This is a genomic window from Thiocystis violacea (assembly GCF_016583575.1).
Classification (GTDB): Bacteria; Pseudomonadota; Gammaproteobacteria; order Chromatiales; family Chromatiaceae; genus Thiocystis; species Thiocystis violacea.
On record NZ_NRRG01000004.1, the window covers coordinates 14,203 to 39,748 of the forward strand.

Sequence of the window (25,546 nt, forward strand, 5' to 3'; positions counted from 1 at the left end):
ATGGGACCGCCTTGATTGGCAAGGGGAAATCCGGTCCCATGACGCCGCAATCCTCATGGGACCGATGGGACCGGGAGGTTCTGGAGTCGGCGATAAACCCCGCCATCACGGCGCCGCAAGAGGATGACATCCTGGTGGAGGCGCCCCCGGACGTGAGTCAGTGCCCATGCTGGCGCTGCTATCTCGACTGGTGGCGGGATGGTGAAAACAAGCGCGCCCCAGGCGTGTATCACCATGATCGAGAGAAGCGCGAAGGGGATGAGACGCGCGCGGACAAGTGGGTTTGCGGCCCGCTGGTCGTGCTGGCCACCACCTTCGACCAGCGCGGCGAATCCTTTGGGCGCCTGCTGAGATTTCAGGATGTGCGTGGGCGCTGGCACGAATGGAACATGCCCATGCGCCTGCTGCGGGGCACCGCCGATGAGTTGCGCGGCGAGTTGCTCGACCTTGGCTTGGCGATCAGTCCAAACGCCCGTGACCGTCTATCGCATTACCTGATGCATCGAGCGCCCCAGCGCGAGGTGATATCCGCGCTATCGCTCGGATGGCATGACGATACCTTCGTTTTCCCAGACGTGGCCATCGGCCCCGCCGAGATCCGCTATCAGTCCGAGAGCGCGGCGCCGGCGGATTACGATCAGCGGGGAACCCTGGATGACTGGCGCGCGAACGTCGCCGCCCTGGCATCGGGGAACACCTGCTTGACGCTGGCGATTTCGGCCGCGCTGGCGGGTCCGCTGTTGGCGCGTGTCCACCTTGAATCCTGTGGTCTGCACTTCCACGGCGACTCATCGGGAGGCAAAACAACCGCCTTGCAAGCCGCCGTATCGGTGTGGGGCTCTCGGGACATGCTGCGCACCTGGCGCGCCACGGGCAACGGACTGGAGGCCGCCGCCGCCGAGTCCACGGATGCCTTGCTCGCCTTGGACGAGATCAGCGAAGCCGATGGGCGCGAGATCGGAAGCATCGTCTACGCCTTGGCCAACGGTCGCGGAAAGTCGCGGGCCAACCGCTCGGGAGGCGCGCGAAGGATTGCTCGCTGGCGGACGGTTGTCTTGTCCAGCGGCGAGAAAACCCTTGAGGCGCGCATGCTGGAAGCCGGCGCCCGCCATCATGCCGGACAAGATGTCCGCCTCCTGAATCTCCCGGTCGACGGCCATCGTCACGGCACGTTCGACACCATCCACGGCCGCGATTCCGCGCGCGCCTTCGCCGATGAGATCAAGTCGTCCAGCGCGCGCTACTACGGCCGCGCCGGCCGGGCCTTCGTGCGATTCCTCGTGGAGCACTTGGGCGACGATTTCGGCGCGATGGTCAAGGAGTTGACCGACCGCCTGCCGACGCGCGAAGGGCAGGAGGCGCGCGCGGCTCGTCAGTTCGCCCTGATCGCGACCGCTGGCGAACTGGCGACCCAGGCCGGGATTACCGGATGGGAGAAGGGCGCGGCCACGAAGGCGACGGTAAGCGCTTACACCCGATGGAGAGAGGCGCGCGGCCGTGGCAACGCCGAGGCGACCAAGATCCTGGAAGCCGTCCGCGACTTCATCGAGCGCCACGGCGACACCCGGTTTACTCGGCTCTACGGCGCCGATCGGCCGTTGAGAGGCGACCGCGCGGGCTACACCGAAACGCTCGGCGAACGCCTGACTTACCTGTTCACGGCATCCGGACTCGGAGAAGCGACACAGGGACACGACCGCACGCGCGTTCTTGACGCCCTGGAGGCCGCTGGCTGGCTGGTGCTGAAACCGGGGAAACCGCCCCAGAACAAAGGTGAGACGCGGCGGTTGCAACGCAAGATCGAGGGGCGCGTGGTCACGCTCTACGGGGTCGACGTTCCAGACGAGGGCGAGGGCAACGAGCGAGTGAATCGGCATCTGGAGGTTGTGCAATGAGCCTGCTTGAACAGTTCCGGGAGACGATCGGGGAAGCGCTCGGACAGACAACCCCGGTCCCATCGGTCCCATCACAAACACCGGCCCATGGGACCGGATTTCCCCTTGCCAATCAAAGCAGTCCCATCGGTCCCATCGGTCCCATCACAAAACAAGGATGTCAGGGCGCCAACGGCTGGGAGAGGCCCGCGCTTTCCGGCCTCGACCAGGCCGCCATCCATGAAGCCATTGAAGAGCGCGCGGCGATTCTGGAGCACGAGGCTCACCTTCCCCGGCCCCAGGCCGAGACCCAAGCCGCCCGCGCCATGCGGGTCTACCGCTACCGCCTGACCGATCATCCCGACTGGCTGACCCTGATCGCCCCCGGCTGCGACCTGGAGGAGGCCCGCCGCGCGCTGGTCTCCCGCTTCGGCGCCGAGCGGGTTCTCGACATCCAAGCCCACCAACCATTCGCCAGCGAGGAAGGTTAGCGATGAGCATGAAATACATTAGGGACAGATACGGGGTGCCGGCAAAACGCGGAGCCAGGATCAGATTTACCGATTCCAATGGCGTCCAGTGGATCGGCAGAGTCAAGAGCGCGCCCGGACACCGAATTCATGTGGCCTTTCCGGAATTTCCGAGAGGGACGGCCATCCTTCATCCGACGTGGAACGTAGAGTATTTGTCTTGACCATCGGCCATAGAAGTAATGCCGTTTCACGTTCACCAACGTTCACAGAGACATCCAATCGGCCGCGAGGCCCTGACCACCCACCACCCGGACGCCCCATGAAATCAACCGACCGACAACCCGAAACCATCCCCCCCAACCACGAACCCGAGGCCTCCCACATGAAATCGACCACCGCCACCGCTTCCGAACTCTTGACCGAGCAGGACCGCCTGACGGCCGAACTCGCCGCCTTGGAGGAGGCCATTGATGACGCCGATACCGACCTGATCGACGCCGAGCGACTGACGCGCGAAGCCGATCACACGCGGAACCAGACGCTCGGTCGTCTCAACAACCGCCGCGCCACCGATCCCGACGCCGCGGCTGAGATTCGACGCACCGAGGAAGGTTGGCGCGAGGCCGGCGCCGAAGAGCGGCGCCGGCTCGAAGCCCTGGCGGCGCTACGCCAGCGCCGCGAAGCGATCCGCGAAGCCTTGAGCGCGCTTGCCGGCGGATCCCTCCCGGAGATCCAGGCCGCCGATCGACTGGCGCGCGAGGCCCGCGAGACCGTGGCGCGGCTGCAAGCCCTCATTGACGAGCGGCGCGCGTCCCTGGCGGAGCACGGTAGCGACCCGCTGGCCGAGCTGGACGCCGAGCGCGCGCGTCTGCTGGCCGCCGTGGCGCTCGGCGAGAGCGACCCGGCCGCCCTGGAGGAGATCGAGCACCGGCGGCTGGACGCCCTGGAGCACGCCCGACAGCTTGACGACCAGCGCGCGCGCGAGACCGCCCTTGTTCAGGGGCTCCAGGAGCGACTGAGGGCGGCGCAGATTCATGCGGACATGCTGGAGGCGGTCCACCACCAGGCCGTCGTGCTCTACCTCAAGGACGAGCGGTCGCGGGCCGCCATCGCCTATGCCCAAGCCGCCGAGACCCTGTTCGAGCGCTTCGGGGAAGTGATCGGGTTCCAGCGCGTCCTGTCCGGTCTGGACCCGAGCGCCGATCTTCGCGGTGAAGGTGAGACCGGCCATGAGCTGAGGATTCCACCCGTCAACCTGGGCGCGGCGAAAGCCCTGGATCTCTGGGACGCGGGCGACTTCCGCGCCAACGCGACCGCCGCCGTCCGGGCGCGGTTGCTCGATCAAGGGGTCCGGCTCGGCGCCGCATCGGGGGTATAAAGGGGTCCGACCCCATGGATAAGCGCGGGGATCCATGGCCTGGGTGCGGGCCACCAAGAACCGCGCACATTTTCCAGAGGAGCGCCGCGTCTATGTCAAATCCACCCTCCGGACGACTGGCCGAATTCATCGGTCTGGCGCGTGAGGCTTGCGTGGACGCGCTCACGGAGTCGGCCGATGACGAGCCAGTGGAAGAGCTGGCGGACGCGATTGTTTACGGTGTCCTGGCGGTGCTCGGCGGGACCTGGGTCTACGTACCGAAAACCGACGCCATCGACCGCCAAGCCCGAGACCGCGCGATCTGTCGGGATTACGACGGGACGCCGGAGGGTCGGATCCGCCTGTCTCGCCGATGGAATCTGAGCGAGACCCACGTCTACCGTATTCTGGCGAAGGGGCGGAAGGCGAGCCCCCCGTGATAAGCCGTGGCGCCTCCGCTGGCCACTGGTGCGCACGGTGCGCACCAACCAGAATCAGGCCGGGTTTAAGTGGGATATGGCGGGATATACCGGTTTCCGCTCCTCCTCCCTGGCGCCCCTCGACAAACCGTTGCGCGAGACGCGACACCCTTCACCCAACACCAGAGACCTTACCCATGACCCCAGAGCAAACCCGGATCGCCGCCGCTTTCGGCAACACCCCGGAAACCCTGCGGCGCTACGGCCGCGCGCCACACAAGATCGCCTACAACTCGGACGCGGCACGGATCGCCGCCGCCTTTGGCCATGTGCTTCCAGGTAACGACATCCGCCACCTGGCGACCGCGATCCAGCCACGCACCCAGGCCAATGCGCAGACGCAGACGCGGGCCGGGGGGATTGCCTTCGCGGCCGATCAGCCGTTGCGCTTGAAAACCCGGGCCTAGCCGCCGCCTTGCGTGTAGCGCAAGACGGTTGCGCCAGACCGATCGAGACAGCCACGAGGTAACCCCATGGCCCGTTTTCACATCTACCACGCTCCGCTCTCCATTGAGCATGAAGGCGAGGTATTCACCATCACTGCCGCTGATCTGGCCGCCACTGCGGCAGCCTATGATCCGGAAGTCCATGAGGCACCAGTGACCTTGGACCACAAGGACCACGGCCCGGCCTTGGGCTGGGTGACGAGACTTGAGGCTATTGAGGGTGATCTGTTCGCCCATGTGCATGCGCTTCCGGAGCTGATCGATCTGGTTGAGAGTGGTCGATACCGCAAGGTCTCGGCCGCATTTTCCAAGCCGGGATGGGCGCGCAACCCGCACCCAGGGATCTGGAGTCTCTATCACGTGGCCCTGCTCGGCGCCGGCATCCCGAGGGTTCGCGGACTCGCGCCGATCGATCTTCAATCGTCACCCTCTCCGGACGGAATCTCGCCGCCGTTCCGCCGCTGGCTTCGGGAGCTTGAGCGCGTCGGTATGGCCGCGCGCGCCGGTCGCAGTGAACCGCCGCCGCCAATCCCCGAGGATTACATCCCGACCCCTGCCGAGCGCGAGGCGCTGGCCAGCATGGCAGAGTGGGTCATGGCTGGGGCGCCCTGACATGGGACAGGCGACCATCCTGCAGAACATCGGCGACGGGCTGTACCGCATTCGGCTCGACTTTGACCTATCGCGTATCGAGGCGGAACTGGAGCGCCTGGAAGAGCAAGAGCAGCAATCCGCCGAGTTGCTCCTGGATGCGCTGGAGACGGTCGCGGAGCTTCGGAGCGCGAAGGACGCGGCCCAGATCGGAGTGAATGCCGTCATTGAGCAGTGGAAGCAGAACCTCATCACCGCTGAAAACGAAGTGCCGGCGGACATCGAGCACGAGGTCTCTTTCGAGCAAGCCGACGACCTTTTCGACGCCTTGAACGATGAGCGGTCGGACTCGGACTCGGGCGCGACGGCGCTCACGCGATCAACGGCGCTGGATATGGCGGCGCGCGATTACCTGGCATCCGTCGCGGCGACCGGTCGTCTGGACGACCCGAAATCACCAGGCGCGCGGGCCAAGCAAAATGGGTATTCGGCCGATGATGAAGTGGCCGTCGTTTGCCTTTGCGCTCCCGGCGCCGATTCGGCGATATCCGCCGCGGCCAAGCTCGCCGACAAGCCGGCCGCGCTCTCGCCGGACTATGAGCAGGCCGGCGCGGCCTACCTCTACGCGCCGACAACCTCATGGACCTATCTTTGGTGCGTGACGCTCGGCAAGCCGGAGAAGGAGCACAGCGAAAACCTGTTGGACGCGATCAACGCGGAGCGCGAGGCCGAAGACCTTGACGAGCTGGAACGAAACGACGCGCTCGACGTGGCCGCTCGGCGCTTGATCGAGGTGCTCGCGGCGACCGGCCGGACCGAAGACCTGACGTCCGACCCGGAGTCGCGCGCGGAGCTGGCCGGGTTCAACGTGGATACGTCCGTGGGCGTCGAGTACGCGCTCGGGTTCGGCCAGACAGACGCGGAGTCGGTTATCTCGACCTGGATGGCGCGAGCGAAGGAATCCGGGGCGCTGCTTGGGGCTGACTACAAGAAATGTGGAATCAGCTACATCCATCGGCCGACAAGCGGGTACAGGCACTACTGGTGCGCGTTCTTCTCGGCGCCAGGGAGCGGGCTGGACATTGACTGGCCGGATGACGAGGACGAGGACAACCCGGCGAGAGAGGCCGCTGAGGAGTCGACGGACGAACTGGACCGGATCGAGCTTCCGAAGACAGAAACCTACCAGCCGAAAAAACTGCCCGAGGCCGTTGCCGATTTCGCTCAAGCGGTCGCCGCTTATCTGGCCGCCGACGCGGAAGTGGCGCGGCTTCAGGTCGAGCAGGCGGAGCGAAGGCGGAGGATCACCAAGCTCAACGAGGCGAGCCAGCCGCTCGACATCTACGCGTGGTGCTGTCAGTACGTGGTGGACCTTCAGCCAGGCGAGAAGGTACAAACCGCCGAAGTGCCTGGCTATCTGAACCGCCGTACCACCTCCCGGACGACCACCCTAAGTGACGGGCGGGTGATCCACTACGAGGAGTGGGACGTGAACATCATTCCGAACATTGGGAGCCAGGCGGGACAGTTGGTCCACGCGATATGAGGCGGGTTCTTGGCAGGCGCCAGCCGCCTTGGTGCCCTCCCAGGTCAGGGTGAGGCCCTCGATCATCTGCCGGCGCCGGACGCCCCGGTGCCCTCCCAGGTCAGGGTGAGGCCCTCGATCATCTGCCGGCGCCGGACGGCCTGGTGCCCTTCCAGGTCAGGATGAGGCCCTCGATCATCCGCCGGCACCGGATGCCCTGGTGCCCTTCCAGGCACGGGGAACCCCTCGATCATCCGCCAGCGCGGGGCGCCCTGATGTTGCAAGGCGCGGCCATGTGTGGGGCAGTAGTGGCCCAAGATTGGCCCATGAAAAGAAAAAGGGGTTAGCCGATGAAGCTAACCCCTTGTTTTATTTGGTGCGCCCTGTGCGACTCGAACGCACGACCACCTGATTAAAAGTCAGATGCTCTACCGACTGAGCTAAGGGCGCGAAGAATCAACTACTATAGCAAAGAAAACCTGTTTTTCAAGCTTCAAATCCAGAATTTTGAAATTCAAGACCATGAGGGACTCTTTGAGTGAGCCGGCGGCAAAATCCGATTGTTCCGAAGCTAGCTACCCTTTTGGGTCCACGCCTAGGACTTTGCCTCGGCGAGGTGGCTTGAGCCGTGAACGGCTAGGTAACGCGGTTCAGGATCTCGTCGAGAATCTCCATGGCTCGGTCCAGGGTTGCGAGCGGGGTATGGAAGTGAGGTGAAAAGCGGATGCCACCACCACGCTGGGCGCACAGGACGCGACGTTCCATGAGTTCGCGGTAGAGTGGCTCGGACGGCACCCCTGGCACGCGGAAGCTGATGATGCCCGCGCGCCGCGCGGGGTCGCGCGGGGTGAGCAGTTCGAACCCGCGCCGATCGATTAGCCCGATGAGGTGCTCGGTGCGTTCCTGGAGCCGGCTCCAGACCCCTTCCATGCCAATTTCGGCTAATAACGAAAGACTGGCCTCTAGCGCGTGGGCGCCGAGCAGATTGGGACTGCCGCACTCGAAACGCCGGGCATCGGCGGCCGGCGCCCAGTCGGCGCGGTCGAAATCGCCGGAATGCGCGACCATGTGCCAGCCGAACTGACGCAGGGTTAGGCGCTCCCGTAGCTCGGGGCGGACATAGAGCAGGGCCAGGCCCTCGGGTCCGAGCATCCATTTATGACCATCGGCGACTACGAAGTCCGCCCGGACATGTTTGAGGTCGAAGGGCAGGGCGCCGAGCCCCTGAATACCGTCGACGCAGAAAAGCCGGCCGTGCGTGCGGCAATGGGCGCCGAGTCGCTCCAGGTCGAGGCGTAGACCGCGCGCGTACTGAACCCAGCTCACGGCGATCAGGCGCGTGGACTCATCGCACAGGGCGATCAGATCCGCCTCGGGATCCGTGGAGCGCTCCAGGTCCAGGGCGCGCCAGATCACGCCCCGATCGGCCAGCGATTCCCAGACGATGCGATTGGATGGGAACTCCTGGGCGATTCCGACGATGCTGTCTCCAGGCTCCCAGGCCAGACCATGGGCAATGACGGACAGCGCCTCGGAGGTGTTCTTGGCGAGGGCGATATCGGTCGGCGAATCCGCGTTGATCAGCCTCGCCAGTCGTTCGCGAAGACGCTGCTCCACGGCAAGCCAGCGCGGATAGCCGAGCGAACCCTGTCGAGCATTCTCCTCGGCGAACCGCGCCACGGCCTCGACGGTGCGCCTGGGCCAAGGCCCAACGGCGGCGTGATTCAGATGGCAGACATCGGGAGCGAGCGGGAATTCGCCGGTCATCCCTCGGCCTTGTCCGCTGGATTGGCGGGGGGCGCGGGCGGCGGTTCTGGGGCTGGCTTAGGGGCCTCCGGTGCGGCTTGAGGGGTCGGTTTGGCGGGCTCGGGTGCCTTGACCGGAGCGGCGGATTCGGCGACAGGGGGCTTGGGCGCGGTCGGTGGAGTCGGCTCTGATGCCGGTTTCGGTGGCGGCACACTGCTTGCCGCCGTTTCGGCGGGCGGTAGCGCTGGAGTGAACGACTCAGGCGTCGCCGGTTTGGGCGCGGCCGGAGCTGGAGACGGAGTCTCCGCGGTCCGAGCTGTCGCGGGAGTCGCCGGGGCTGCCGTGGGCGTGGCCGGCGCGCTCGTGGGCATGGCCATTTCGGTCTTGCCGGGATCCGTGGATGTGGTGGATGGAGCGGCCGCCGTCTGCTCAGCCGGAACGACCGGCGCGGCATCGCTTGGGGGAGCCGACGCGGTAGGCGCGGGGGGCGCGGCGACGGTTTCCGTCGGCTCACGTATCCGGGTCTCTTGCGCCGTGGTCGCGTCCGGGGCGCGAGTCGGCGCCGAGATGTCCCTGGCCTCGGCACGCGATTCGATGGTCTCGTTGGACACGACGGCCGCGGGCGCCGGGGTGGTTTTCGCCGCGACCTTCCGTGCCTTGGCGGGCTCGTTGGCGCGTCGCTCGGCGACTCGTTGCTGTTCGGCCGCGCGCTTCCTGGCATTGGCGCGCTGCTGGGCGAGATAATCGCCGTAGCTCGGCCCCTTGCCCTCGATGGTCACCGAGGTGCCCTTCGATACGTGTCTGAACAGCACCGGAGCAAGCTTTTTCGGCATGCGGATACAGCCGTGCGAGGCCGGCTGTCCTGGGTTGGGGATCGGGCCGGCATGGAGTCCGACACCGTCGTCGGTCAGTCGCATGAAGAACGGCATGTGGGCACCCTCGAAACGCGCGCCGTCCGGAATCCGATCCCGACCGACCTTGACGCTGGAGCGGATCACGCCACCGCCCTTGCCATAGACCTTGCCGTAGAGGTTGGAGCGCTTGTTCTCGACCTTTTCCGTCACCTGGAACTGGCCGGTCGGAGTGGGATATCTGGGCACGCCCGTCGCGACCGTGCTCCATCCGATCTCGTCCTCGCCCGCGTAAAAGCGGGCCTTCTGTTCGGTCGTGTTCACGACGATACGAGTGACCGGCCGACCATCGCTGTTCCATTGGTAAAGTGGGCTGGAGATCTTCTGGGGCTTTTCCGCCGGCTTCGGCTCCTCTGGAATTGGCGGCGTGGTGGCTGGCGGCGCCTCGGCGACCACGGGTTCCTCGGCCTTGGGGTCGGGCTTGGAAACCAAGCGAGCCAGCCCGTCGCAGCCCATCAGGCTGAACACGAGCGCCGAGCCAAGGCTGATCCTGAGCGAGACGGAGGTGAGTGCAAGGGTCTTGGAAGTCATGGTCATAGCGCTTTGGTTCCCCGGGCTTGCGGGTGCCTGGTTGATAATTCTCTATTCTGGATGGCGTTAGCATAACGCGACCTAGATTCAAGGGCACGTTTATAGACAAGTTTTTTCGACGCTGGATCCAGGGCGGTATCCGCTAATCGTTCGGCGATTCGCCGGGGATATAGCCGAGGTCCAGCCGCGACTCTCCGAGGCTCCGGGGCGAGGATCCAGTGTTGATGAGGTGTCTGGCCATGTTGCACTTGGGCGTGGGTGCCTTCAGATGGAAAGCTTGCCGGCCTACTGGGATAGGCTCTCGGCGGTCACCAATCACCCTAGAAAAAGCCGTCAGCCGCCAGCGATCGGCCTCCAGCCATTGTATGGCCGAGGTTTTCGCTTCTTGCGGGCTTCACCCAATGGGTGAGCCTCGGCCGGTCTCGGTCAATGGCCAAGTGGCTGATTCTCAACATCTGGCGGCTGGAGGCTGGAAGCTGACAGCGCTTTTTAGGATAACCATGCGAACCGAACAGAAAAAAACCGTCTCATTGGTACTTGGCAGCGGCGGTGCCCGAGGGCTCGCCCATATCGGGATCATCGAATGGCTGACCGGGCATGGTTACGAGATCGCCTCGATCAGCGGCGCCTCGATGGGCTCGCTGGTCGGCGGCATCCACGCGGCGGGCGAGTTGGATGCCTACAAGCACTGGGTCTGCGCGCTGCGTCGCGGGGATGTGCTGCGTTTCCTGGATTTCGCCTTCAGCGGTGACGGACTGCTGAAGGGGGATCGGATCATGGATACCCTGCGCGAGATGGTCGGGGACCGGGCGATCGAGACGCTGCCGATCAGCTACACGGCGGTCGCGACCGACATCGATCGCCAGCGCGAGGTCTGGATCACGCAAGGGCCGCTGTTCGATGCCGTGCGTGCCTCGATCGCGGTGCCGGGCGTGTTCACACCCTATGAGTATCTGGGGATGACCCTGGTCGATGGCGGACTGCTCAATCCGGTGCCCATCGCGCCGACCTTCCGCGATTTCACGGATCTCACCATCGCGGTGAATCTCAATGCCCAGGATCCGCGCCCACTCAGGCCCGAGCCGCCGGCGCCGGAAATCGATCAGGATTCCGCCGGCGACCGTGGCTATCAGGCCAGGATTCGTCAATTTCTGGACGCGATAGGTGACAACTTTACAAGTGCCGGGTCGCAGCGACTGGGGGTGTTCGAACTGACGTTGCGTTCGTTCGAGACCATGCAGAACGCGATCGCGGCGACCAAATTGGCGGCCTATCGCCCGGATGTGCTGATCGACGTCCCGCGCGATGCCTGCGCCGCCCATGAATTCAACCGGGCGCGCGAGATCATCGAGCTGGGGTATCGGCTGGCGGAGTCGGCCATGGGTTCGGATCCTTCGCGGACTTGATCCCTTCGCCCCTCAATGGGCCGATGCCCGAATGGCTTCCTCGCGGGTGTAGAAAAGACCGTCCCGAACGAAGCCGGAGACGACCTCGGCGCTGACCTCCGTGACGTGCCCATCGGCGTCGCGCCCATTGATCCAGGACTCCGGGAGACCGTCGAGCACATGAACAGGCGCGAGACTTCCGTCACCGAAGCGTGACAATGTCCACTCGCCGCTGTGGCGATTCAAATAGCCGGGACGGAACCCGAGCGATCCATTGTTCTGACTGACACCGTGCGTTTTGGCATAGAGCGCGTTTTCTTCACGCAACGTCATTTCCGTCAGGACGCCGCGCCGACGGCGCGCACGCTCGATTTCCTGGCTCTCCTGATTGAGGATCTGGGTCTGGACTTGTTCGCTGAACATGATCTTCGCTCCCTAGCTCGGTTGGCGAATGCTGTCTTTGACCAACTCGCAGCATCACTCGTGCCATCCTTGTGGTGTCTGGCCCTGGCTCGCTCATGCTCCAATCGGCCTTGCCTAGGTTATCGGCAGGCTGTTGCGTTCCAGTACCCGGCGCAGGACGAAACTGGAGTGGACCCCGGCGACGCCTTCCAAGCGTGTGATCCTGTTCAATAAAAAATCCTGGTAGTCCTCCATGTCTCGCGCCACGACCTTGAGCTGATAATCGGCGTCCCGGCCCGTGATCAGCAGGCATTCCAGGACTTCCGGCATGTCCTTGACGGCGGCGTCGAAACGCTCGAAGCGTTCGGGCGTGTGACGGTCCATGGAGATGCTCAGGATCACCATGAGATTCAGGCCCAACTGCCTGGCGTCGAGCGTGGCGCGATAACCCCGGATGAAGCCGGCTTCCTCCAGGGCGCGCACGCGGCGCAGACAGGGCGAGGGCGAGAGTCCGATACGTTCGGCCAACTCCTGATTGCTGACGCGGCCGTCTTGCTGCAATTCCGCCAGGATACGTTTGTCGTAGCGATCGATCTTCATCCTCGTCTCCGGTTTTAGAAGGTTTTTCGGTCACGCAAGGATAGGCCGACACCAACCGAAATGCCTGGTGTAAGGCTCAATGAAAGGCGGCGTAATTGGTGGAATGTTGCGCGAATGCCGTCACCAGAGTAGATCTTCGCAATCCTCTGCCGGGGCGTTTTGGATACTCTGATCACCGTTGGCTTACCGGCCGACCCGCGCAGGCAACCGCCCACAAGGCGCGCGCCGTCCGACTCAGGTTCCCATCCGGACCAGAGTGGCCCGATCGGCGATCCCGAACCAGGCCAAAAAGACCATTTCAGTTTCTAGCCCTCGGCGATGACGATAATTTGACGATCCAAGGAGTACCCATCATGAGCCGCTTCGATCACCGTCGATACCACCCTGGCCCGGTGGTGGATCTGCCCAACCGCCAATGGCCCGGCCGGACCGTCCAGAAGGCCCCCGTCTGGGCCAGCGTGGATTTGCGCGATGGCAATCAGGCCCTGCATGAGCCCATGAGCCCGGAGCGCAAACAGCGTCTCTGGGGGCTGTTGGTCGAACTGGGATTCAAGGAGATCGAAATCGGTTTTCCGGCCGCCAGTCAGCCGGATTTCGACTTCGCGCGCTGGCTCATCGAGGAGGATCGGATCCCGTCGGACGTCACCGTCCAGGTTCTGGTGCAGGCGCGCGAGGATCTCATCCGGCGGACCTTCGAGGCCCTGCACGGCGTGCCTCGGGCGATCATCCATGTCTACAACTCCACCTCGCCGGTGCAGCGCGAGTGGGTGTTCGGACAGGATCGCGAGGGCGTTAAGGCGATCGCCCGCCAGGGGGCGGCCTGGGTTCAGGCGGTTTCGCGCGACTATCCCGAGACTCACTGGACCTTCCAATACTCGCCGGAGAGCTACACCGCGACCGAGCCCGACTACGCGATCGAGGTCTGCGAGGCGGTGCTGGAGGTCTGGCAACCGACGCCGGAGCATCCCTGCATCATCAATCTGCCGGCCACGGTCGAGGTGTCGAGCCCGAACGTCTTCGCCGACCAGGTGGAGTATTTCGCGACCCACATCGGTCGGCGCGAGGCCATCGTTCTGTCGGTGCACACCCATAACGATCGGGGCGGGGCCGTGGCGGCGGCCGAACTGGCGCTCCTGGCGGGGGCGGATCGGGTCGAGGGAACCCTGCTCGGCAACGGCGAGCGAACCGGCAACGCGGATATCCTGACCCTGGCGATGAATCTCTACAGCCAGGGGATCGATCCGGGTCTGGACCTGAGCCGGCCGGACGAGATCCTTCAGGTCTGCACCGAGTGCACCGGCCTGCCGGTTCATCCCCGGCATCCCTGGGTTGGCGAACTGGTCTATACCGCTTTCTCGGGCAGCCATCAGGACGCGATCCGCAAATGTCTGTCCCGTCAGGATTCGTGCGAGCCCTGGCGGGTGGCCTATCTGCCGATCGATCCGGGCGATCTGGGCCGGAGCTACGAGGCCGTGATCCGGGTCAACAGCCAGTCCGGCAAGGGTGGCGTCGCCTTCGTGCTGGAGCGCGAGTTCGGCCTGGTGCTGCCGCGCTGGCTTCAGGTGGAACTGGCCGGACTGGTCCAGCGCGAGAGCGAGGCGCGTGGCGGGGTTTTGGACGCCGGGAGCCTGCGGGCCATTTTCGAGCGTCATTTCGTCTTCGATCAGGCGCCGCATCGGCTGCTCGGCTACCGTTTGGACCGCAATGGTCACGATGTCATCGAGGCGCGGATCGGTACGCCGGACGGGGAACGGGTGCTGCGCGGTGAAGGGCAGGGCGCCATCGCGGCCTTCATCGACGCCTGGACGCGCTGGAGCGGGCGCCGCGTGAGCGTGCTGGATTATCGGGAGCATGCGATCGGCGAGGGCACGGACGCCGAGGCGGCGGCCTATGTGCGACTGGATATCGATGGGGCGCGGGTGGCCGGTGCGGCGATCGATCGGGATACGGTCGCGGCGTCACTGCGGGCGCTACTGTCCGCCGTGAACCGCGGCCAGTCGAGCCAGGCGGAGGCCGCTTGACCGATTCCACGGTCTTTGATCCTGATTTATCGGATACTGAAGGAATTCATTTCCTTTTCCAGGATACTGTTAATTCAGATGATCAAGAAGATCAATAGTGAAGATATCCGGTTGGGCATGTACGTCCACGATTTGAACTGCGGCTGGATGGATCATGGATTCCTGCGCCGCCAGTTTCTCGTGAAATCCCAGTCGGGTATCGATCAGATTCGCCGCGCGGGCATTCGCGAACTCTATATCGACACGGAGAAGGGGACGGATTTTTCATCGGCTCCGAGCGAGGCGGAGGTCATTTCCGACCTGGAGGCGGGGATGATTCGGGCGACCGAACAGGACTCGGGCCACACCGGTCCGACCACCCTGGCCGATGAACGGATCCAGGCGAAACGTATCCACAACGAGGCCCTGCGAGTCGTCAGCGGTCTCATGGAAGACGCTCGGCTGGGCCAGCAGATCGACCTGGAGCGCGCGCAACCCGTCATCGGCGAGATGGTCGGTTCCATTTTCCGCAATCCGAACGCGCTCATGGGCCTGGCCCGCATCCGCCACATGGACCGCTATACCTTCGAGCATTCGGTCAATGTGTCCGTGCTCATGGTGTCCTTCGCACGGAGCCTGGAACTGGAACAACCCCTGATCGAGGAGATCGGGATCGGCGCCCTGCTGCATGACATCGGTAAGATCAAGGTGCCCCAGGAGATTCTGAATAAGCCGGGGAGACTCTCCGAGGACGAGTTTGCCATCATGCGCGGGCATGTCGTCCATAGCCGCGACACCCTGGCGGCCGTGCCGGGTATCCCCGCAGCGGCGCTCGCGGTCGCCGCCGAGCATCACGAGCGGTTCGACGGCAGCGGTTATCCGGACGGCAAGGGCGGCGACGGGATCTCGCTGTACGGAAAGATGGCGGCCATCGTCGATGTCTATGACGCCATCACATCGGATCGTGTCTACCACAAAGGCATGGAACCCCATCAGGCGCTGCGCAAGCTGCTCGAATGGAGCCGCCATCACTTCGATCCGCGACTGGTGCAGCAATTCATCCGTTGCGTCGGCATCTACCCGGTGGGAGCCCTGGTCATGCTTCAGAGCGGGCGGTTGGGAGTGGTGATGGAAAACGGCCGCGAGGGGCTGAAACAGCCCCTGGTGCGGGTGGTCATGGATTCCAGGCAACGCCGCTATCTGGCCGTGGAGGACGTGGATCTCTCGCGGCTGCCGAAAGGATCCAATGAAGAGATCAAGGGCGCCGAGTCGCCGGATCGCTGGGGGATCGACTGCGAGGAAATTCTCCAGCTTCCCTGCCGGAGCCGCGTCCCTGCCTAGGCTCGGAGTCGTTCGGTCAGGCTGTCAGGCCAGGCTTCGGTAGCCGCTGGCGCGGGCGGCGTAAGCCGAGTCCTGCGGCACCACGCTCAGCACATTGCTCATGATGCGCGGGATGCGCTGGAGGATCTCGGGGTGATCGCTCAGCACCACGACCCTGGCGCCAATGTGCTTGAGCCGCTCGTTGAGCAGCCATAGAAGCGCAAGCCCGGAGTCGAAGACCCGATCCAGTCGCGTCAGATCCATGATGCAGGTCTGTAGATTGGCGGGGATCGCGGCGAACACCAGACACACATCCTCGGTGATCGTCAGATCCAGATTGCCGTTGAACGAGAGGTCAAGCCTGTCCTCGCTCGGTATGAACGATGAAATCATCGGCATGGAACTATCCTCCTGTCATGTGCCGCAAGCCGATCCGTCAAGTCCACGGCAACGGGGTAGGGTCTCTTATGAAGACTCGGTACGACCGGATGGTCGGCCGAGCTTTGTCACGGACCTTGCGATTGGTTATTGACCAGCAGTCCGTCGGGTCATCCCGCGTATGGCGGGCTTTTGTTTCGGGAGGGTCTCTGCCTACAAGTTTACAATTCTAGTGGTATTCATACGGGAGAATAGTCCGTACGACTACTCACTCACGGTGTGGTTTTACACAGTCGCCGTGATTTCGAGAAGAACGCGGGCATCGCTGAATGGCCCCATTGATCCGGATAATCGCGATTCGTCGTCCGTCACACCGGGAGCTGCAAGACCTCATGTGGCTTGATCCCCCAGCGCTGGGGCGATTCGACGCCGGTGATCCGTTCCTCGGAGCCCTTGCCCAGGCGTGACAGATCGACGTCCTCCACGGCCAGATAGCGACGCTGCCGGGCATCCATGATCACCCGCACCACGGGGTGGAACAGCCCCTCGCGACCCGATTCGATGACCACGCCGAGCCGGCCGCTGCGCAATCGCACCAGGGTTCCGACGGGATAGATGCCGACGCAGCGGATGAATTGCTGCACCAACTGTTGGTCGAAGTGATGGCGGCTCCATTCGAGCAGCTTGCGCAGCGCCTCGTGCGGCTCCAGTCCCTTATGGTAGACGCGATCCGTGGTAATGGCGTCATAGACGTCGATGATCGCCGCCATCCGCCCGTAACGGGTGGTCTCGTCGGCCTTCTTACTCTTTGGATAGCCGCTGCCATCGGCGCGCTCATGGTGCTCCGCGATCACCGCCAGCGCGATTTTGGGGACGTTCGGGATTCGCGACACCAGGCGGTAGGTGTGCGCCACATGCTCGCGCATCAGGGCGAATTCCTCTTCGCTGAGCGAGCCCGGCTTGTTGAGGATGGCGGCGGGCAGGAGGCTCTTACCGAGATCGTGCAACAGTCCGCCGACGCCGATCGCCTGGATCGCGGGGCGGTCCAGACCCAGTGATTTGGCGAAGGCAATCAACAGGATGGACACATTGACCGAGTGCTCCAGGGTATAACGCCCGACACGGCGGATGCGCGACAACCCCAGCAGGGCATCCTGATTGCGCAGGATCGATCCCACCATCTCGTCGACGAGCGGACCCAGAGGCTCAAGGTCCGGCACTCGGCCGAGCCGTCCGTCCTCCATCAGATTGTTCATCAGGCCGATGGCCTCGTTCTGGATCCGTTTCGCCTGGATGCGCTCCTCGGCCAGCGAGACCTGATGGGCCGCGAGCGGCCCTTCCTTCCCGGCGACCAGGGCGAGATCCTGCTCCAGCGCCTCCTCGACCTCGGACTCGGTCGGGGCCTGGATGACGTCCAGGCCCTTGTCCGTATCGATATACAGCTCTTGAATTCCGAGGCCGCGGATTTTATCGAGATTCGCCTCCGCCTTGATCAGGAAGCGGTTGCGCAGAAAGCCGTGCTCCATCCATCCGCAATTCAGATCGTGGACGTACATGCCCAATTGAAGCTGGTCGACGGCGATCTTCTTGATCATGCGGCGAATCCCAAAGGCGAGTGAAGGGCAGGCCCGTGAGCACGAGCCCTTTCGGTCAGCGTCCCCACTCCAGCATCTCGCTGGCATGATCGCGGGTTCTGGGCGTGATCTCGGTTCCGCCAAGCATACGGGCGATCTCGTCGACACGGGCGCTTTCGCTCAGGGAATCGATCCGGGCGTGGGTCTGGCCATCGATCGCCTCCTTGCGTACCCGCAGTTGATGATGCGCCTGGGCCGCGACTTGGGGGAGATGGGTGACGCACAGTACCTGACGGGATTCCCCCAGGCGACGCAGCAGGCGTCCGACGATCTCGGCCACGCCGCCGCCGATGCCCACGTCCACCTCGTCGAAGACCAGTGTCGGCACGCTGCCGCACTCGGCCGTGGCGACCTGGATGGCCAGGCTGATTCGCGAGAGTTCGCCGCCGGACGCGACCTTGGCCAGCGGTTGCATGGGCTGGCCTGGATTGGCGCTGACCAGGAACTCGATCCGCTCGAGTCCGCCGGCGCTGGCCCGTTCGGCGGGGAGCGTCTCGACCTGAACGCTGAACCGGCCACCCGACAGGCCGAGTTGCGGCATCGCCGTGGTGACGGTCGTGGAGAGACGCTCGGCCACGGCCGTTCGAGCGGCGGAAAGCACCCCGGCTTGCTCCATGAAATTCCGCCAGGCGTGCTCGCTTCGCAGGCGCAGATCGCCCAGGGTCACGTCGGCCTGTTCCAGGGACTCCAACTCACCCTGGCGCTCGTCCAGGAGACCGGGAAGTTGGAGCGGCTGGACACGGTGCTTGCGCGCCAGGTCGTGCACCTGGGCGAGACGGGTTTCGACCTCCAGGAGCGCCGCCGGATCCAGGTCGAGTCCATCCAGATAGTGACGCAACCCGGCGGCGGCCTCGCCGGCATGGATGGTGGCCGTCTCCAGCAGATCCCGGCTGTCGAGGAGCGCCGCGTCGAGGGCGGCCATCTCCTCGATCCCGCGGGTCGCGGCGCGCAGTTGATCCTCGATGGACGGGTCTCCCTCCGTCAGCCATTGCAGGGTGCGCCCGGCCGTCTCCCGCAGGTGGCCGAGATGGCTCAGCCGGCGTTGCTCCCGGTCCAGTCCCTCGATCTCGTCGGTCGTCAGTCCCAGCGCCGCGAGTTCATCGACCTGGAAGCGCAGCAGATCCAGGCGCTCGGCGCGCTCCCGGCTGGCCGATTCCAGCGCCTTGAGCCGCTGATCGAGGGCGCGAAACTCGCGAAAGGCCTCCGCGACCCCCTCGGCCAGCGGGAGATGACCGCCGTAGGCGTCGAGCAGGTCGCGCTGGGCCACGGCCCGCAGCAACGACTGGTGGGCGTGCTGACCATGGATGTCCACCAGGAGGTCGCCCAGGTCGCGCAACTGGGCGCTAGTGGCGGGTCGACCGTTGACGAAGGCGCGCGAGCGTCCCGCGCGGGCGATCAGCCGGCGGATGATGCAGGCGTCCTCGTCGTCCAATCCCTGTTCGATCAGCCAGCGACGGGCGGCGGGCGCCGTGTCGAGATCGATCTCGGCGAGGATTTCGGCGCGCTCGCAGCCCACGCGGATCATGCCGGCGTCGGCCTTGTCGCCCAGGACCAGGCCCAGGGCGTCGACGAGAATGGACTTGCCGGCGCCCGTCTCGCCGGTCAGCGCGGTCAGGCCGCGCTGACAATCCAGTTCGAGATGGCTGACGATGGCCAGATCCCTGACCTGAAGGTGTGTCAGCATGGTTGCGCTCGCGTCGCGTTGTGGCCGCCCCAATGGAGCTTGGCGCGCAGGATCTGGTAATGATCGTGGCCCTTGGGATGGATCAGGCGCACCGAGTCGGGGTGGCGGGTGATGCGAACCCTGGCGTCGGTCGGAAGCTGGAGATCGGTCTGTCCGTCGCAGGTGATCTGGACGTGTCCCTGATCGTGTCCGCGAACCCGCACCTCGATCAACCCCCGGCCCGGCACCACCAGTGGGCGGTTGCTGAGATCGTGAGGACAGATGGGCACCAGGAGAATGGCGTCCAGCGCCGGATCGACCAGCGGACCGCCGCCGGAGAGGGCATAGGCGGTCGATCCGGTAGGAGTCGAGACGATCAGTCCATCCGAGCGTTGGGCGTTGACGAAGACGCCATTGATATAGGTCTCGAACTCGATCAGACGCGCGGTGTTCCATTTGTGGATGACCACGTCGTTGAGCGCCGCGTGGACCTCGCCCGCCCCCTGGGCGCCGACCACCTGGGCGCCCAGCATCGAGCGCCTGTCGGAGTCGAATTCGCCCGCCAGAACCTGATCGATGGCGGACTCGATATGACTTGGCGAGATATCCACCAGAAAACCCAGGCGTCCGAGATTGATACCCATCAAGGGAACGTCATGGGGCGCCATGGCGCGCGCGGCGTGCAGGAGCGTGCCATCGCCGCCGACCACGACGATCAGGTCGCAGCGGGCGCCGAGGGTTTCCATGGAAACCGCCTCGCCCACGGCGGCGTCGCGCAGGTGCGCGCTCTCCGCGTCGAGCAGGACTTCCAAGGCGCGGGCGCTCAGATGGGCACAGAGTCGTTGCAGGGTGCCTCGCACCTGCTCGGGATCACCTTGCTTGGCGATGATGCCGACGGTCGTGAATGGCGGCATGGGTTTATCGATCCAAATTAGGCCGACGGCGTAAACGGTTAAACGTTAGCATGGGCCGCCAGACGCGCCAATAGCGGAGCCTTCGACGAGGCGCCGATTGGCGCGAACCTTGACACGCCAGGCCTGAATCCCTAAATTCCAGTGTTAGCACTCTACTGGAGTGAGTGCTAACATTGACCTCGCTGACGCTCAACACGCTCGGGTAGACGTAAATCACTGTGGGCACCGGGAAATTCACCACCGCCACCGACTCTCCATACGCCGAGGGCAAGGTCAGCGAGCGCGCGCTGCATTTTCTCAAGGTGCTGGTCGAGCGCTATATCCGCGAGGGTCAGCCGATCGGCTCGCGCACCCTGGCCAAGGACACGGGTCTGGACCTGAGTCCGGCGACGGTGCGCAACGTCATGGCCGACCTCGAGGATCTGGGATTGATCGTCTCGCCGCATACCTCGGCCGGTCGGGTGCCGACCGTGGCCGGGTATCGGCTGTTCGTGGATTCGCTGCTGACGGTGCGACCGCCGTCCGATGACGACATCGCGTCCCTGCGTACCCGTTTCGATGTCCGCATGGACCCCAAATCGCTGATCGAAACGGCCTCGACGCTCCTGTCGGGCATCACGCACCTGGCCGGGGTGGTCATGCTGCCGCGCCACGAGCGCCATGCCTTTCGGCAGATCGAGCTGCTGCCCCTGTCTGATTCCAGGGTGCTGGCCATCCTGGTCACCAGCGAGGGCGAGGTCCACAACCGGATCGTCACCACCGAGCGCGTCTTCACCCCGTCGCAGCTCGAACAGGCCTCGAACTATCTGAACCGGATGTTCACCGGCCAGGACATCAAGGATGTGCGCAAGCGTCTCCTGGATGATCTCGAACACACCCATGCCCACATGGATCAGATGATGAGGCAGGCGCTGACGCTCGCGCAGGACGTCATGGCGTCGGCCGAGAGTCGCGATGACTGTTACATCGCCGGTCAGACCAATCTGATGGAATTCGGCGAGCTGGCCAGCATGGATCGGCTCAAGCAGTTGTTCGAGGCCTTCAATCAGAAGCGCGAGATCCTCCACATCCTGGATCGCTGCATCGCCGCGGATGGGGTGCGGATCTTCATCGGCGAGGAGTCCGGCTACGGCCTCCTCGACGATTGCAGCCTGGTCACCACGACCTATCGGGTCGAGGACCAGGTCGTGGGCGTACTGGGCGTGATCGGTCCGACGCGCATGGACTACCAGCGCGTGATTCCTATTGTAGATGTCACCGCGCGGCTCCTGTCGGCCGCGCTGCGACAGTAATTCGCAACCAGATCGAGATCCGCCCGGCGACCGGACGCCAGTCTCCGGTGTCGTGGCGGAGTCGTGTGAGAATTGGAGGTAACGATGAGCATGGATCCAGATCGCGCGCAACCGGTGGAGCCGGAGTCGCCTCCCCTGGAGGACGCGGCCATGCGCGCCGCCGTGGAGGCCTACATCGAGGCCACCGCGGCGGATCAGGCGTCCGTTCGAACCGAGCCGGGCGAAGACCCAGGCCAGGAGCGCGCCGAGCCGCCCCAGGCGTCGCCGGAGATCCTGGCCGCCGCGCTGGAAGCGGCGCGGGCCGAGGCGGGCGAGCAGCGCGAACAACTCCTGCGCGCGCGCGCCGACCTGGAGAACATCCGGCGTCGTCATTCCGCCGAGCTGGAAAAGGCGCACAAGTTCGCCCTCGACGGCTTCGTGCGCGAGCTGCTTCAGGTGCGCGACAGTCTGGAGCTGGGGCACGGGGCCGCGATGGAGCCGGGGGCCGATCTCGCCCGGCTGCGCGAGGGCAGCGAGCTGACCCTCAAGCTGCTCGGGGACGTGATGGACAAGTTCGGCGTGGCCGTGGTCGATCCGATGCATCAGCCGTTCGACCCCGAGTTCCATCAGGCCATGTCCATGCAGCCGCGCGGCGACGTGCCGCCCAACACGGTCGTCACGGTCATCCAGAAAGGCTACACGCTCAACGGGCGTCTGGTGCGTCCGGCCCTGGTCATGGTGTCCCAGCAGGCCGCCTGAGAACAGGCTTGAACGGCGCGGGGTTTTCCCCCAACTGATTGGATTATTTGGCGCCGCCGCGCCACGCAACGTTATTTCGGAGAACACACCCATGGGAAAAATCATCGGCATCGATCTCGGCACCACGAACTCGTGCGTGGCCGTGATGGAAGGCGACAATGTCAAGGTCATCGAGAACGCCGAGGGTGATCGCACCACGCCCTCGATCATCGCCTACAGCGGTGATGGCGAGGTGCTGGTCGGTCAGTCCGCCAAGCGCCAGTCGGTGACCAATCCGGCCAACACCCTGTTCGCCATCAAGCGTCTGATCGGACGCCGTTACGCCGATCAGGTGGTCGACAAGGACAAGGACATGGTCCCCTACAAGATCGTCAAGGCGGACAACGGCGACGCCTGGGTCGAGGTGAACGGCAAGAAGATGGCGCCGCCCGAGATCTCGGCCAAGGTCTTGCAGAAGATGAAGAAGACCGCCGAGGACTATCTCGGCCACGCGGTCACCGAGGCGGTCATCACGGTGCCGGCCTATTTCAACGACTCGCAGCGCCAGGCGACCAAGGACGCCGGGCGCATCGCGGGCCTCGAGGTCAAGCGCATCATCAACGAGCCGACGGCCGCCGCGCTGGCCTACGGCATGGACAAGCGGCGCGGCGATCAGAAGATCGCCGTCTACGACCTGGGCGGCGGCACCTTCGACGTCTCCATCATCGAGATCGCCGAGATCGAGGGCGAGCACCAGTTCGAGGTGCTCTCCACCAACGGCGACACCTTCCTGGGCGGCGAGGACTTCGACCTGCGGATCATCGATCACCTGGTCGAGACCTTCAAGAAGGAACAGGGATTCGATCTGCGCAACGACCCGCTGGCCCTGCAGCGTCTCAAGGAAGGCGCCGAGAAGGCCAAGATCGAGCTCTCCACCAGCCAGCAGACCGATATCAATCTGCCCTACATCACCGCCGACCAGACCGGCCCCAAGCACCTCAGTGTCAAGCTGACCCGCGCCAAGCTGGAGTCGCTGGTCGAGGAGCTGGTCGACCGCACCATCGAGCCCTGCCGCATCGCGCTCAAGGACGCCAATCTCACCGCCGGACAGATCGATGAGGTCATCCTGGTCGGCGGTCAGACCCGCATGCCCAAGGTCCAGGCCAAGGTCGAGCAATTCTTCGGCAAGACCCCGCGCAAGGACGTCAACCCGGACGAGGCGGTCGCCATCGGCGCCGCGATCCAGGGCGGCGTGCTTGGCGGCGAGGTCAAGGACGTGCTGCTGCTGGACGTCACCCCGCTGTCGCTCGGCATCGAGACCCTTGGCGGCGTCATGACCAAGCTGATCGAGAAGAACACGACGATTCCGACCTCGGCGCAGCAGGTCTTCTCGACTGCGGACGACAATCAGACCGCCGTCACCGTGCATGTGCTCCAGGGCGAGCGCGAGCGCGCGGCGAGCAACAAGTCGCTCGGCCGTTTCGATCTGTCCGACATCCCGCCGGCCCCGCGCGGCGTGCCCCAGGTCGAGGTCAAATTCGACATCGACGCCAACGGCATCCTCAACGTCTCGGCAAAGGACAAGGCGACCGGCAAGCAGCAGTCCATCATCATCAAGGCGTCCTCGGGGCTCTCCGAGGCCGAGATCGCGCAGATGGTCAAGGACGCCGAGGCCCACGCCGAGGACGATCGTCAGTTCCACCAACTGGTCGGCGCGCGCAATCAGGCCGACAGCATGATCCACGCGACCCGCAAGTCCATGGAGCAGCTCGCCGAACAGATGGAGAGCGGCGAGAAAGAGTCCATCGAGTCCGCCCTCAAGGATCTGGAAGAGGCCATGAAGAGCGAGGACAAGGATCGCATCGAGTCACTGACCAAGAAGCTTGGCGATGCTTCCGGCAAGATGGCCGAGCGTCTCTACGCCAAGTCCGGCGCGACCGACGCGGGCGAACCCCAGTCGGGCGGGAGTCAGGGCGGCGCGCATGATGACGTGGTCGACGCCGAATTCGAAGAGGTCCGGGACGACAAAAAATAGTTGATCGGCAAGGCCGCCGGTTTCCTGCGCCGGATGAAGAAAGCGTACAGGCGTGAAGAGCGTCGGTGCGCTTTCCCTTTTGAGCGGGCCGGGGTGAACGTCGGTGGTTGATGGCTGGAAGCGGATACATGGCAAAACGCGATTATTACGAAGTTCTAGGGGTCCAGCGCAACGCAAGCGAGGCCGACATCAAGAAGGCCTTTCGGCGTCTGGCGATGAAGCATCACCCCGACCGCAACACGGGCGACAGTGACGCCGAGGCGAAATTCAAGGAGGCTAAGCTGGCCTATGACGTTCTGAGCGATCCGAAAAAGCGTTCGGCCTACGATCAGTTCGGTCACGCCGGCGTCGAGGCGGGGGCGGGTGGCTTCGGCGGCCCCGGAGACTTCGCGGGTGCCGGTTCCTTCTCGGACATCTTTGGCGATGTCTTTGGCGACATCTTCGGTGGTCGGGGCGGTGCCGGCGGGAGACGTGGCCAGCGTGGCGTCGACCTGCGCTACGACCTCTCGCTCACCCTGGAGGAGGCGGTCGCCGGGAAGGAGGTCAAGATTCGTCTGCCGACCCTGGTGGACTGTCAGTTCTGCGGCGGCACCGGCGCCAAGCCCGGCACCAAGCCGAAACAGTGCCCGACCTGCGGCGGCATGGGCCAGGTGCGGATGCAGCAGGGTTTCTTCTCCATCCAGCAAACCTGTCCCGAGTGCCGGGGTACGGGTTCGGTCATCGAGGAGGCCTGTTCCCATTGTCGGGGGCGCGGCCGGATCCAGGAAGAGAAGACCCTCTCGGTCAAGGTTCCGCCCGGTGTCGACACCGGCGACCGTATCCGTCTGGCGGGCGAGGGCGAGCGTGGCGAGCAGGGCGGTCCGCCCGGCGATCTCTATGTCCAGGTGCAGGTCATGGAGCACCCCATCTTCACCCGCGAGGACGCCAATCTCTATTGTCAGGTTCCGATCGGTTTCGTCACGGCGGCGCTCGGCGGCGAGTTCGAGGTGCCGACCCTCGACGGCAAGGTGATGCTCAAGATTCCCGCCGGAACCCAGACCGGCAAGATGTTCCGGGTCCGCGCCAAGGGCGTGAAGCCGGTACGCGGCGGCGCGGTCGGCGACCTCATCTGTCGGGTGACGGTCGAGACACCGGTCAACCTCACCGACCGTCAGAAGGAATTGTTGCGCGAATTCGAGACCAGCGTTCAGGAAGGCGGGTCGCGGCACAATCCGCAGTCCCATACCTGGCTGGACGGGGTGAAGAGCTTTTTTGAAAAGATGGGCCTCTGATT

22 protein-coding genes and 1 tRNA gene are annotated in these 25,546 nt (G+C 64.6%); 14 read left to right on the forward strand and 9 right to left on the reverse strand.

Going from position 1 to position 25,546, the window contains the following annotated elements; all coding sequences use genetic code 11:
• Positions 1 to 38 precede the first annotated feature (38 nt).
• The 7 genes from CKO27_RS03245 (at position 39) to CKO27_RS03275 (ending at position 6,766) form a co-directional block, all read left to right on the forward strand.
• Positions 39 to 1,895, forward strand: coding sequence for a DUF927 domain-containing protein (locus CKO27_RS03245; protein WP_200373446.1), 1,857 nt, complete (start codon positions 39 to 41; stop codon positions 1,893 to 1,895).
• Positions 1,892 to 2,365: a hypothetical protein gene (locus CKO27_RS03250; protein WP_200373447.1), complete on the forward strand. Its 474-nt coding sequence runs from the start codon at positions 1,892 to 1,894 to the stop codon at positions 2,363 to 2,365. Before CKO27_RS03245 ends, CKO27_RS03250 begins: the two co-directional genes overlap by 4 nt.
• 364 nt (positions 2,366 to 2,729) lie before the next feature.
• Positions 2,730 to 3,725 carry a coiled-coil domain-containing protein gene (locus CKO27_RS03255; RefSeq protein ID WP_200373448.1) on the forward strand — a complete coding sequence of 332 codons (996 nt, stop codon included), beginning with the start codon at positions 2,730 to 2,732 and terminating at the stop codon, positions 3,723 to 3,725.
• 92 nt (positions 3,726 to 3,817) lie between these two features.
• Positions 3,818 to 4,144, forward strand: coding sequence for a Mor transcription activator family protein (locus CKO27_RS03260; RefSeq protein WP_200373449.1), 327 nt, complete (start codon positions 3,818 to 3,820; stop codon positions 4,142 to 4,144).
• Between the two features lie 176 nt (positions 4,145 to 4,320).
• A complete protein-coding gene (locus tag CKO27_RS03265; protein WP_200373450.1) occupies positions 4,321 to 4,590 on the forward strand; it encodes a hypothetical protein in 270 nt (89 codons plus the stop codon).
• A 66-nt stretch (positions 4,591 to 4,656) separates the two neighbouring features.
• On the forward strand, positions 4,657 to 5,241 hold the full coding sequence (locus CKO27_RS03270) for a hypothetical protein (RefSeq protein WP_200373451.1): 585 nt from the start codon (positions 4,657 to 4,659) through the stop codon (positions 5,239 to 5,241).
• Position 5,242: 1 nt separating this feature from the next.
• Positions 5,243 to 6,766, forward strand: coding sequence for a CAP domain-containing protein (locus tag CKO27_RS03275; RefSeq protein WP_200373452.1), 1,524 nt, complete (start codon positions 5,243 to 5,245; stop codon positions 6,764 to 6,766).
• 353 nt (positions 6,767 to 7,119) lie between these two features.
• On the opposite strand, the gene CKO27_RS03280 is transcribed toward CKO27_RS03275, so the two are convergent.
• The 3 genes from CKO27_RS03280 to CKO27_RS03290 all read right to left on the reverse strand — a co-directional run bounded on the left by CKO27_RS03280 (position 7,120) and on the right by CKO27_RS03290 (position 9,933).
• Positions 7,120 to 7,195: transfer RNA gene (locus CKO27_RS03280), tRNA-Lys, on the reverse strand.
• A 186-nt stretch (positions 7,196 to 7,381) separates the two neighbouring features.
• Positions 7,382 to 8,512, reverse strand: a complete 1,131-nt coding sequence (locus CKO27_RS03285; protein WP_200373453.1) for an aminotransferase class V-fold PLP-dependent enzyme — start codon at positions 8,510 to 8,512, stop codon at positions 7,382 to 7,384.
• Entirely contained in the window at positions 8,509 to 9,933 is a 1,425-nt protein-coding gene (locus CKO27_RS03290; protein ID WP_200373454.1) for a L,D-transpeptidase, read from the reverse strand. Before CKO27_RS03290 ends, CKO27_RS03285 begins: the two co-directional genes overlap by 4 nt.
• A 500-nt stretch (positions 9,934 to 10,433) precedes the next feature.
• On the opposite strand from CKO27_RS03290, the gene CKO27_RS03295 reads away from it, so the two are divergent.
• A complete protein-coding gene (locus CKO27_RS03295; protein WP_200373455.1) occupies positions 10,434 to 11,339 on the forward strand; it encodes a patatin-like phospholipase family protein in 906 nt (301 codons plus the stop codon).
• A gap of 12 nt (positions 11,340 to 11,351) precedes the next feature.
• Here the strand turns inward: CKO27_RS03295 and CKO27_RS03300 are convergent, their stop codons facing one another.
• Both CKO27_RS03300 and CKO27_RS03305 read right to left on the reverse strand, forming a co-directional pair.
• Positions 11,352 to 11,741 (reverse strand): hypothetical protein, encoded by a 390-nt coding sequence (locus tag CKO27_RS03300; protein WP_200373456.1) that lies wholly within the window; start codon positions 11,739 to 11,741, stop codon positions 11,352 to 11,354.
• 114 nt (positions 11,742 to 11,855) lie between these two features.
• Positions 11,856 to 12,320, reverse strand: coding sequence for an Lrp/AsnC family transcriptional regulator (locus CKO27_RS03305; protein ID WP_200373457.1), 465 nt, complete (start codon positions 12,318 to 12,320; stop codon positions 11,856 to 11,858).
• A 353-nt stretch (positions 12,321 to 12,673) separates the two neighbouring features.
• Between CKO27_RS03305 and leuA the strand changes: the two genes are divergently transcribed.
• Both leuA and CKO27_RS03315 read left to right on the forward strand, forming a co-directional pair.
• Positions 12,674 to 14,341, forward strand: a complete 1,668-nt coding sequence (gene leuA / locus CKO27_RS03310; protein ID WP_200373458.1) for a 2-isopropylmalate synthase — start codon at positions 12,674 to 12,676, stop codon at positions 14,339 to 14,341.
• 78 nt (positions 14,342 to 14,419) lie between these two features.
• The gene (locus tag CKO27_RS03315; protein WP_200373459.1) at positions 14,420 to 15,661 is read left to right on the forward strand and encodes a cyclic di-GMP phosphodiesterase; all 1,242 of its coding nucleotides are present in this window, start codon (positions 14,420 to 14,422) and stop codon (positions 15,659 to 15,661) included.
• A gap of 24 nt (positions 15,662 to 15,685) precedes the next feature.
• On the opposite strand, the gene CKO27_RS03320 is transcribed toward CKO27_RS03315, so the two are convergent.
• The 4 genes from CKO27_RS03320 to CKO27_RS03335 all read right to left on the reverse strand — a co-directional run bounded on the left by CKO27_RS03320 (position 15,686) and on the right by CKO27_RS03335 (position 20,229).
• Positions 15,686 to 16,039, reverse strand: coding sequence for a hypothetical protein (locus CKO27_RS03320; protein WP_200373460.1), 354 nt, complete (start codon positions 16,037 to 16,039; stop codon positions 15,686 to 15,688).
• Between the two features lie 347 nt (positions 16,040 to 16,386).
• The gene (locus CKO27_RS03325; RefSeq protein WP_200373461.1) at positions 16,387 to 17,613 is read right to left on the reverse strand and encodes an HD-GYP domain-containing protein; all 1,227 of its coding nucleotides are present in this window, start codon (positions 17,611 to 17,613) and stop codon (positions 16,387 to 16,389) included.
• Positions 17,614 to 17,668: 55 nt separating this feature from the next.
• The gene (recN, locus tag CKO27_RS03330; RefSeq protein WP_200373462.1) at positions 17,669 to 19,336 is read right to left on the reverse strand and encodes a DNA repair protein RecN; all 1,668 of its coding nucleotides are present in this window, start codon (positions 19,334 to 19,336) and stop codon (positions 17,669 to 17,671) included.
• The gene (locus tag CKO27_RS03335; RefSeq protein ID WP_200373463.1) at positions 19,330 to 20,229 is read right to left on the reverse strand and encodes an NAD(+) kinase; all 900 of its coding nucleotides are present in this window, start codon (positions 20,227 to 20,229) and stop codon (positions 19,330 to 19,332) included. The genes recN and CKO27_RS03335 overlap by 7 nt, the downstream gene beginning before the upstream one ends.
• A 218-nt stretch (positions 20,230 to 20,447) precedes the next feature.
• Here CKO27_RS03335 and hrcA point away from each other — a divergent pair, with 218 nt between their 5' ends.
• The 4 genes from hrcA to dnaJ all read left to right on the forward strand — a co-directional run bounded on the left by hrcA (position 20,448) and on the right by dnaJ (position 25,544).
• Positions 20,448 to 21,521 carry a heat-inducible transcriptional repressor HrcA gene (gene hrcA / locus CKO27_RS03340; RefSeq protein ID WP_200373464.1) on the forward strand — a complete coding sequence of 358 codons (1,074 nt, stop codon included), beginning with the start codon at positions 20,448 to 20,450 and terminating at the stop codon, positions 21,519 to 21,521.
• Between the two features lie 84 nt (positions 21,522 to 21,605).
• Positions 21,606 to 22,259, forward strand: a complete 654-nt coding sequence (grpE, locus tag CKO27_RS03345) for a nucleotide exchange factor GrpE (RefSeq protein WP_200373465.1) — start codon at positions 21,606 to 21,608, stop codon at positions 22,257 to 22,259.
• Between the two features lie 91 nt (positions 22,260 to 22,350).
• Positions 22,351 to 24,273, forward strand: a complete 1,923-nt coding sequence (gene dnaK, locus CKO27_RS03350) for a molecular chaperone DnaK (RefSeq protein WP_200373466.1) — start codon at positions 22,351 to 22,353, stop codon at positions 24,271 to 24,273.
• A gap of 128 nt (positions 24,274 to 24,401) precedes the next feature.
• On the forward strand, positions 24,402 to 25,544 hold the full coding sequence (gene dnaJ, locus CKO27_RS03355) for a molecular chaperone DnaJ (RefSeq protein ID WP_200373467.1): 1,143 nt from the start codon (positions 24,402 to 24,404) through the stop codon (positions 25,542 to 25,544).
• The last annotated feature ends 2 nt before the right edge of the window (positions 25,545 to 25,546 follow it).

What these genes read in the sequence shown, in the direction of transcription:
- CKO27_RS03245 (WP_200373446.1), top strand. Translation starts at nt 39, where the DNA reads ATGACGCCGCAATCCTCATGGGACCGATGGGACCGGGAGGTTCTGGAG.
- CKO27_RS03250 (WP_200373447.1), top strand. Translation starts at nt 1,892, where the DNA reads ATGAGCCTGCTTGAACAGTTCCGGGAGACGATCGGGGAAGCGCTCGGA.
- CKO27_RS03255 (WP_200373448.1), top strand. Translation starts at nt 2,730, where the DNA reads ATGAAATCGACCACCGCCACCGCTTCCGAACTCTTGACCGAGCAGGAC.
- CKO27_RS03260 (WP_200373449.1), top strand. Translation starts at nt 3,818, where the DNA reads ATGTCAAATCCACCCTCCGGACGACTGGCCGAATTCATCGGTCTGGCG.
- CKO27_RS03265 (WP_200373450.1), top strand. Translation starts at nt 4,321, where the DNA reads ATGACCCCAGAGCAAACCCGGATCGCCGCCGCTTTCGGCAACACCCCG.
- CKO27_RS03270 (WP_200373451.1), top strand. Translation starts at nt 4,657, where the DNA reads ATGGCCCGTTTTCACATCTACCACGCTCCGCTCTCCATTGAGCATGAA.
- CKO27_RS03275 (WP_200373452.1), top strand. Translation starts at nt 5,243, where the DNA reads ATGGGACAGGCGACCATCCTGCAGAACATCGGCGACGGGCTGTACCGC.
- CKO27_RS03285 (WP_200373453.1), bottom strand. Translation starts at nt 8,512, where the DNA reads ATGACCGGCGAATTCCCGCTCGCTCCCGATGTCTGCCATCTGAATCAC.
- CKO27_RS03290 (WP_200373454.1), bottom strand. Translation starts at nt 9,933, where the DNA reads ATGACTTCCAAGACCCTTGCACTCACCTCCGTCTCGCTCAGGATCAGC.
- CKO27_RS03295 (WP_200373455.1), top strand. Translation starts at nt 10,434, where the DNA reads ATGCGAACCGAACAGAAAAAAACCGTCTCATTGGTACTTGGCAGCGGC.
- CKO27_RS03300 (WP_200373456.1), bottom strand. Translation starts at nt 11,741, where the DNA reads ATGTTCAGCGAACAAGTCCAGACCCAGATCCTCAATCAGGAGAGCCAG.
- CKO27_RS03305 (WP_200373457.1), bottom strand. Translation starts at nt 12,320, where the DNA reads ATGAAGATCGATCGCTACGACAAACGTATCCTGGCGGAATTGCAGCAA.
- leuA (WP_200373458.1), top strand. Translation starts at nt 12,674, where the DNA reads ATGAGCCGCTTCGATCACCGTCGATACCACCCTGGCCCGGTGGTGGAT.
- CKO27_RS03315 (WP_200373459.1), top strand. Translation starts at nt 14,420, where the DNA reads ATGATCAAGAAGATCAATAGTGAAGATATCCGGTTGGGCATGTACGTC.
- CKO27_RS03320 (WP_200373460.1), bottom strand. Translation starts at nt 16,039, where the DNA reads ATGCCGATGATTTCATCGTTCATACCGAGCGAGGACAGGCTTGACCTC.
- CKO27_RS03325 (WP_200373461.1), bottom strand. Translation starts at nt 17,613, where the DNA reads ATGATCAAGAAGATCGCCGTCGACCAGCTTCAATTGGGCATGTACGTC.
- recN (WP_200373462.1), bottom strand. Translation starts at nt 19,336, where the DNA reads ATGCTGACACACCTTCAGGTCAGGGATCTGGCCATCGTCAGCCATCTC.
- CKO27_RS03335 (WP_200373463.1), bottom strand. Translation starts at nt 20,229, where the DNA reads ATGCCGCCATTCACGACCGTCGGCATCATCGCCAAGCAAGGTGATCCC.
- grpE (WP_200373465.1), top strand. Translation starts at nt 21,606, where the DNA reads ATGAGCATGGATCCAGATCGCGCGCAACCGGTGGAGCCGGAGTCGCCT.
- dnaK (WP_200373466.1), top strand. Translation starts at nt 22,351, where the DNA reads ATGGGAAAAATCATCGGCATCGATCTCGGCACCACGAACTCGTGCGTG.
- dnaJ (WP_200373467.1), top strand. Translation starts at nt 24,402, where the DNA reads ATGGCAAAACGCGATTATTACGAAGTTCTAGGGGTCCAGCGCAACGCA.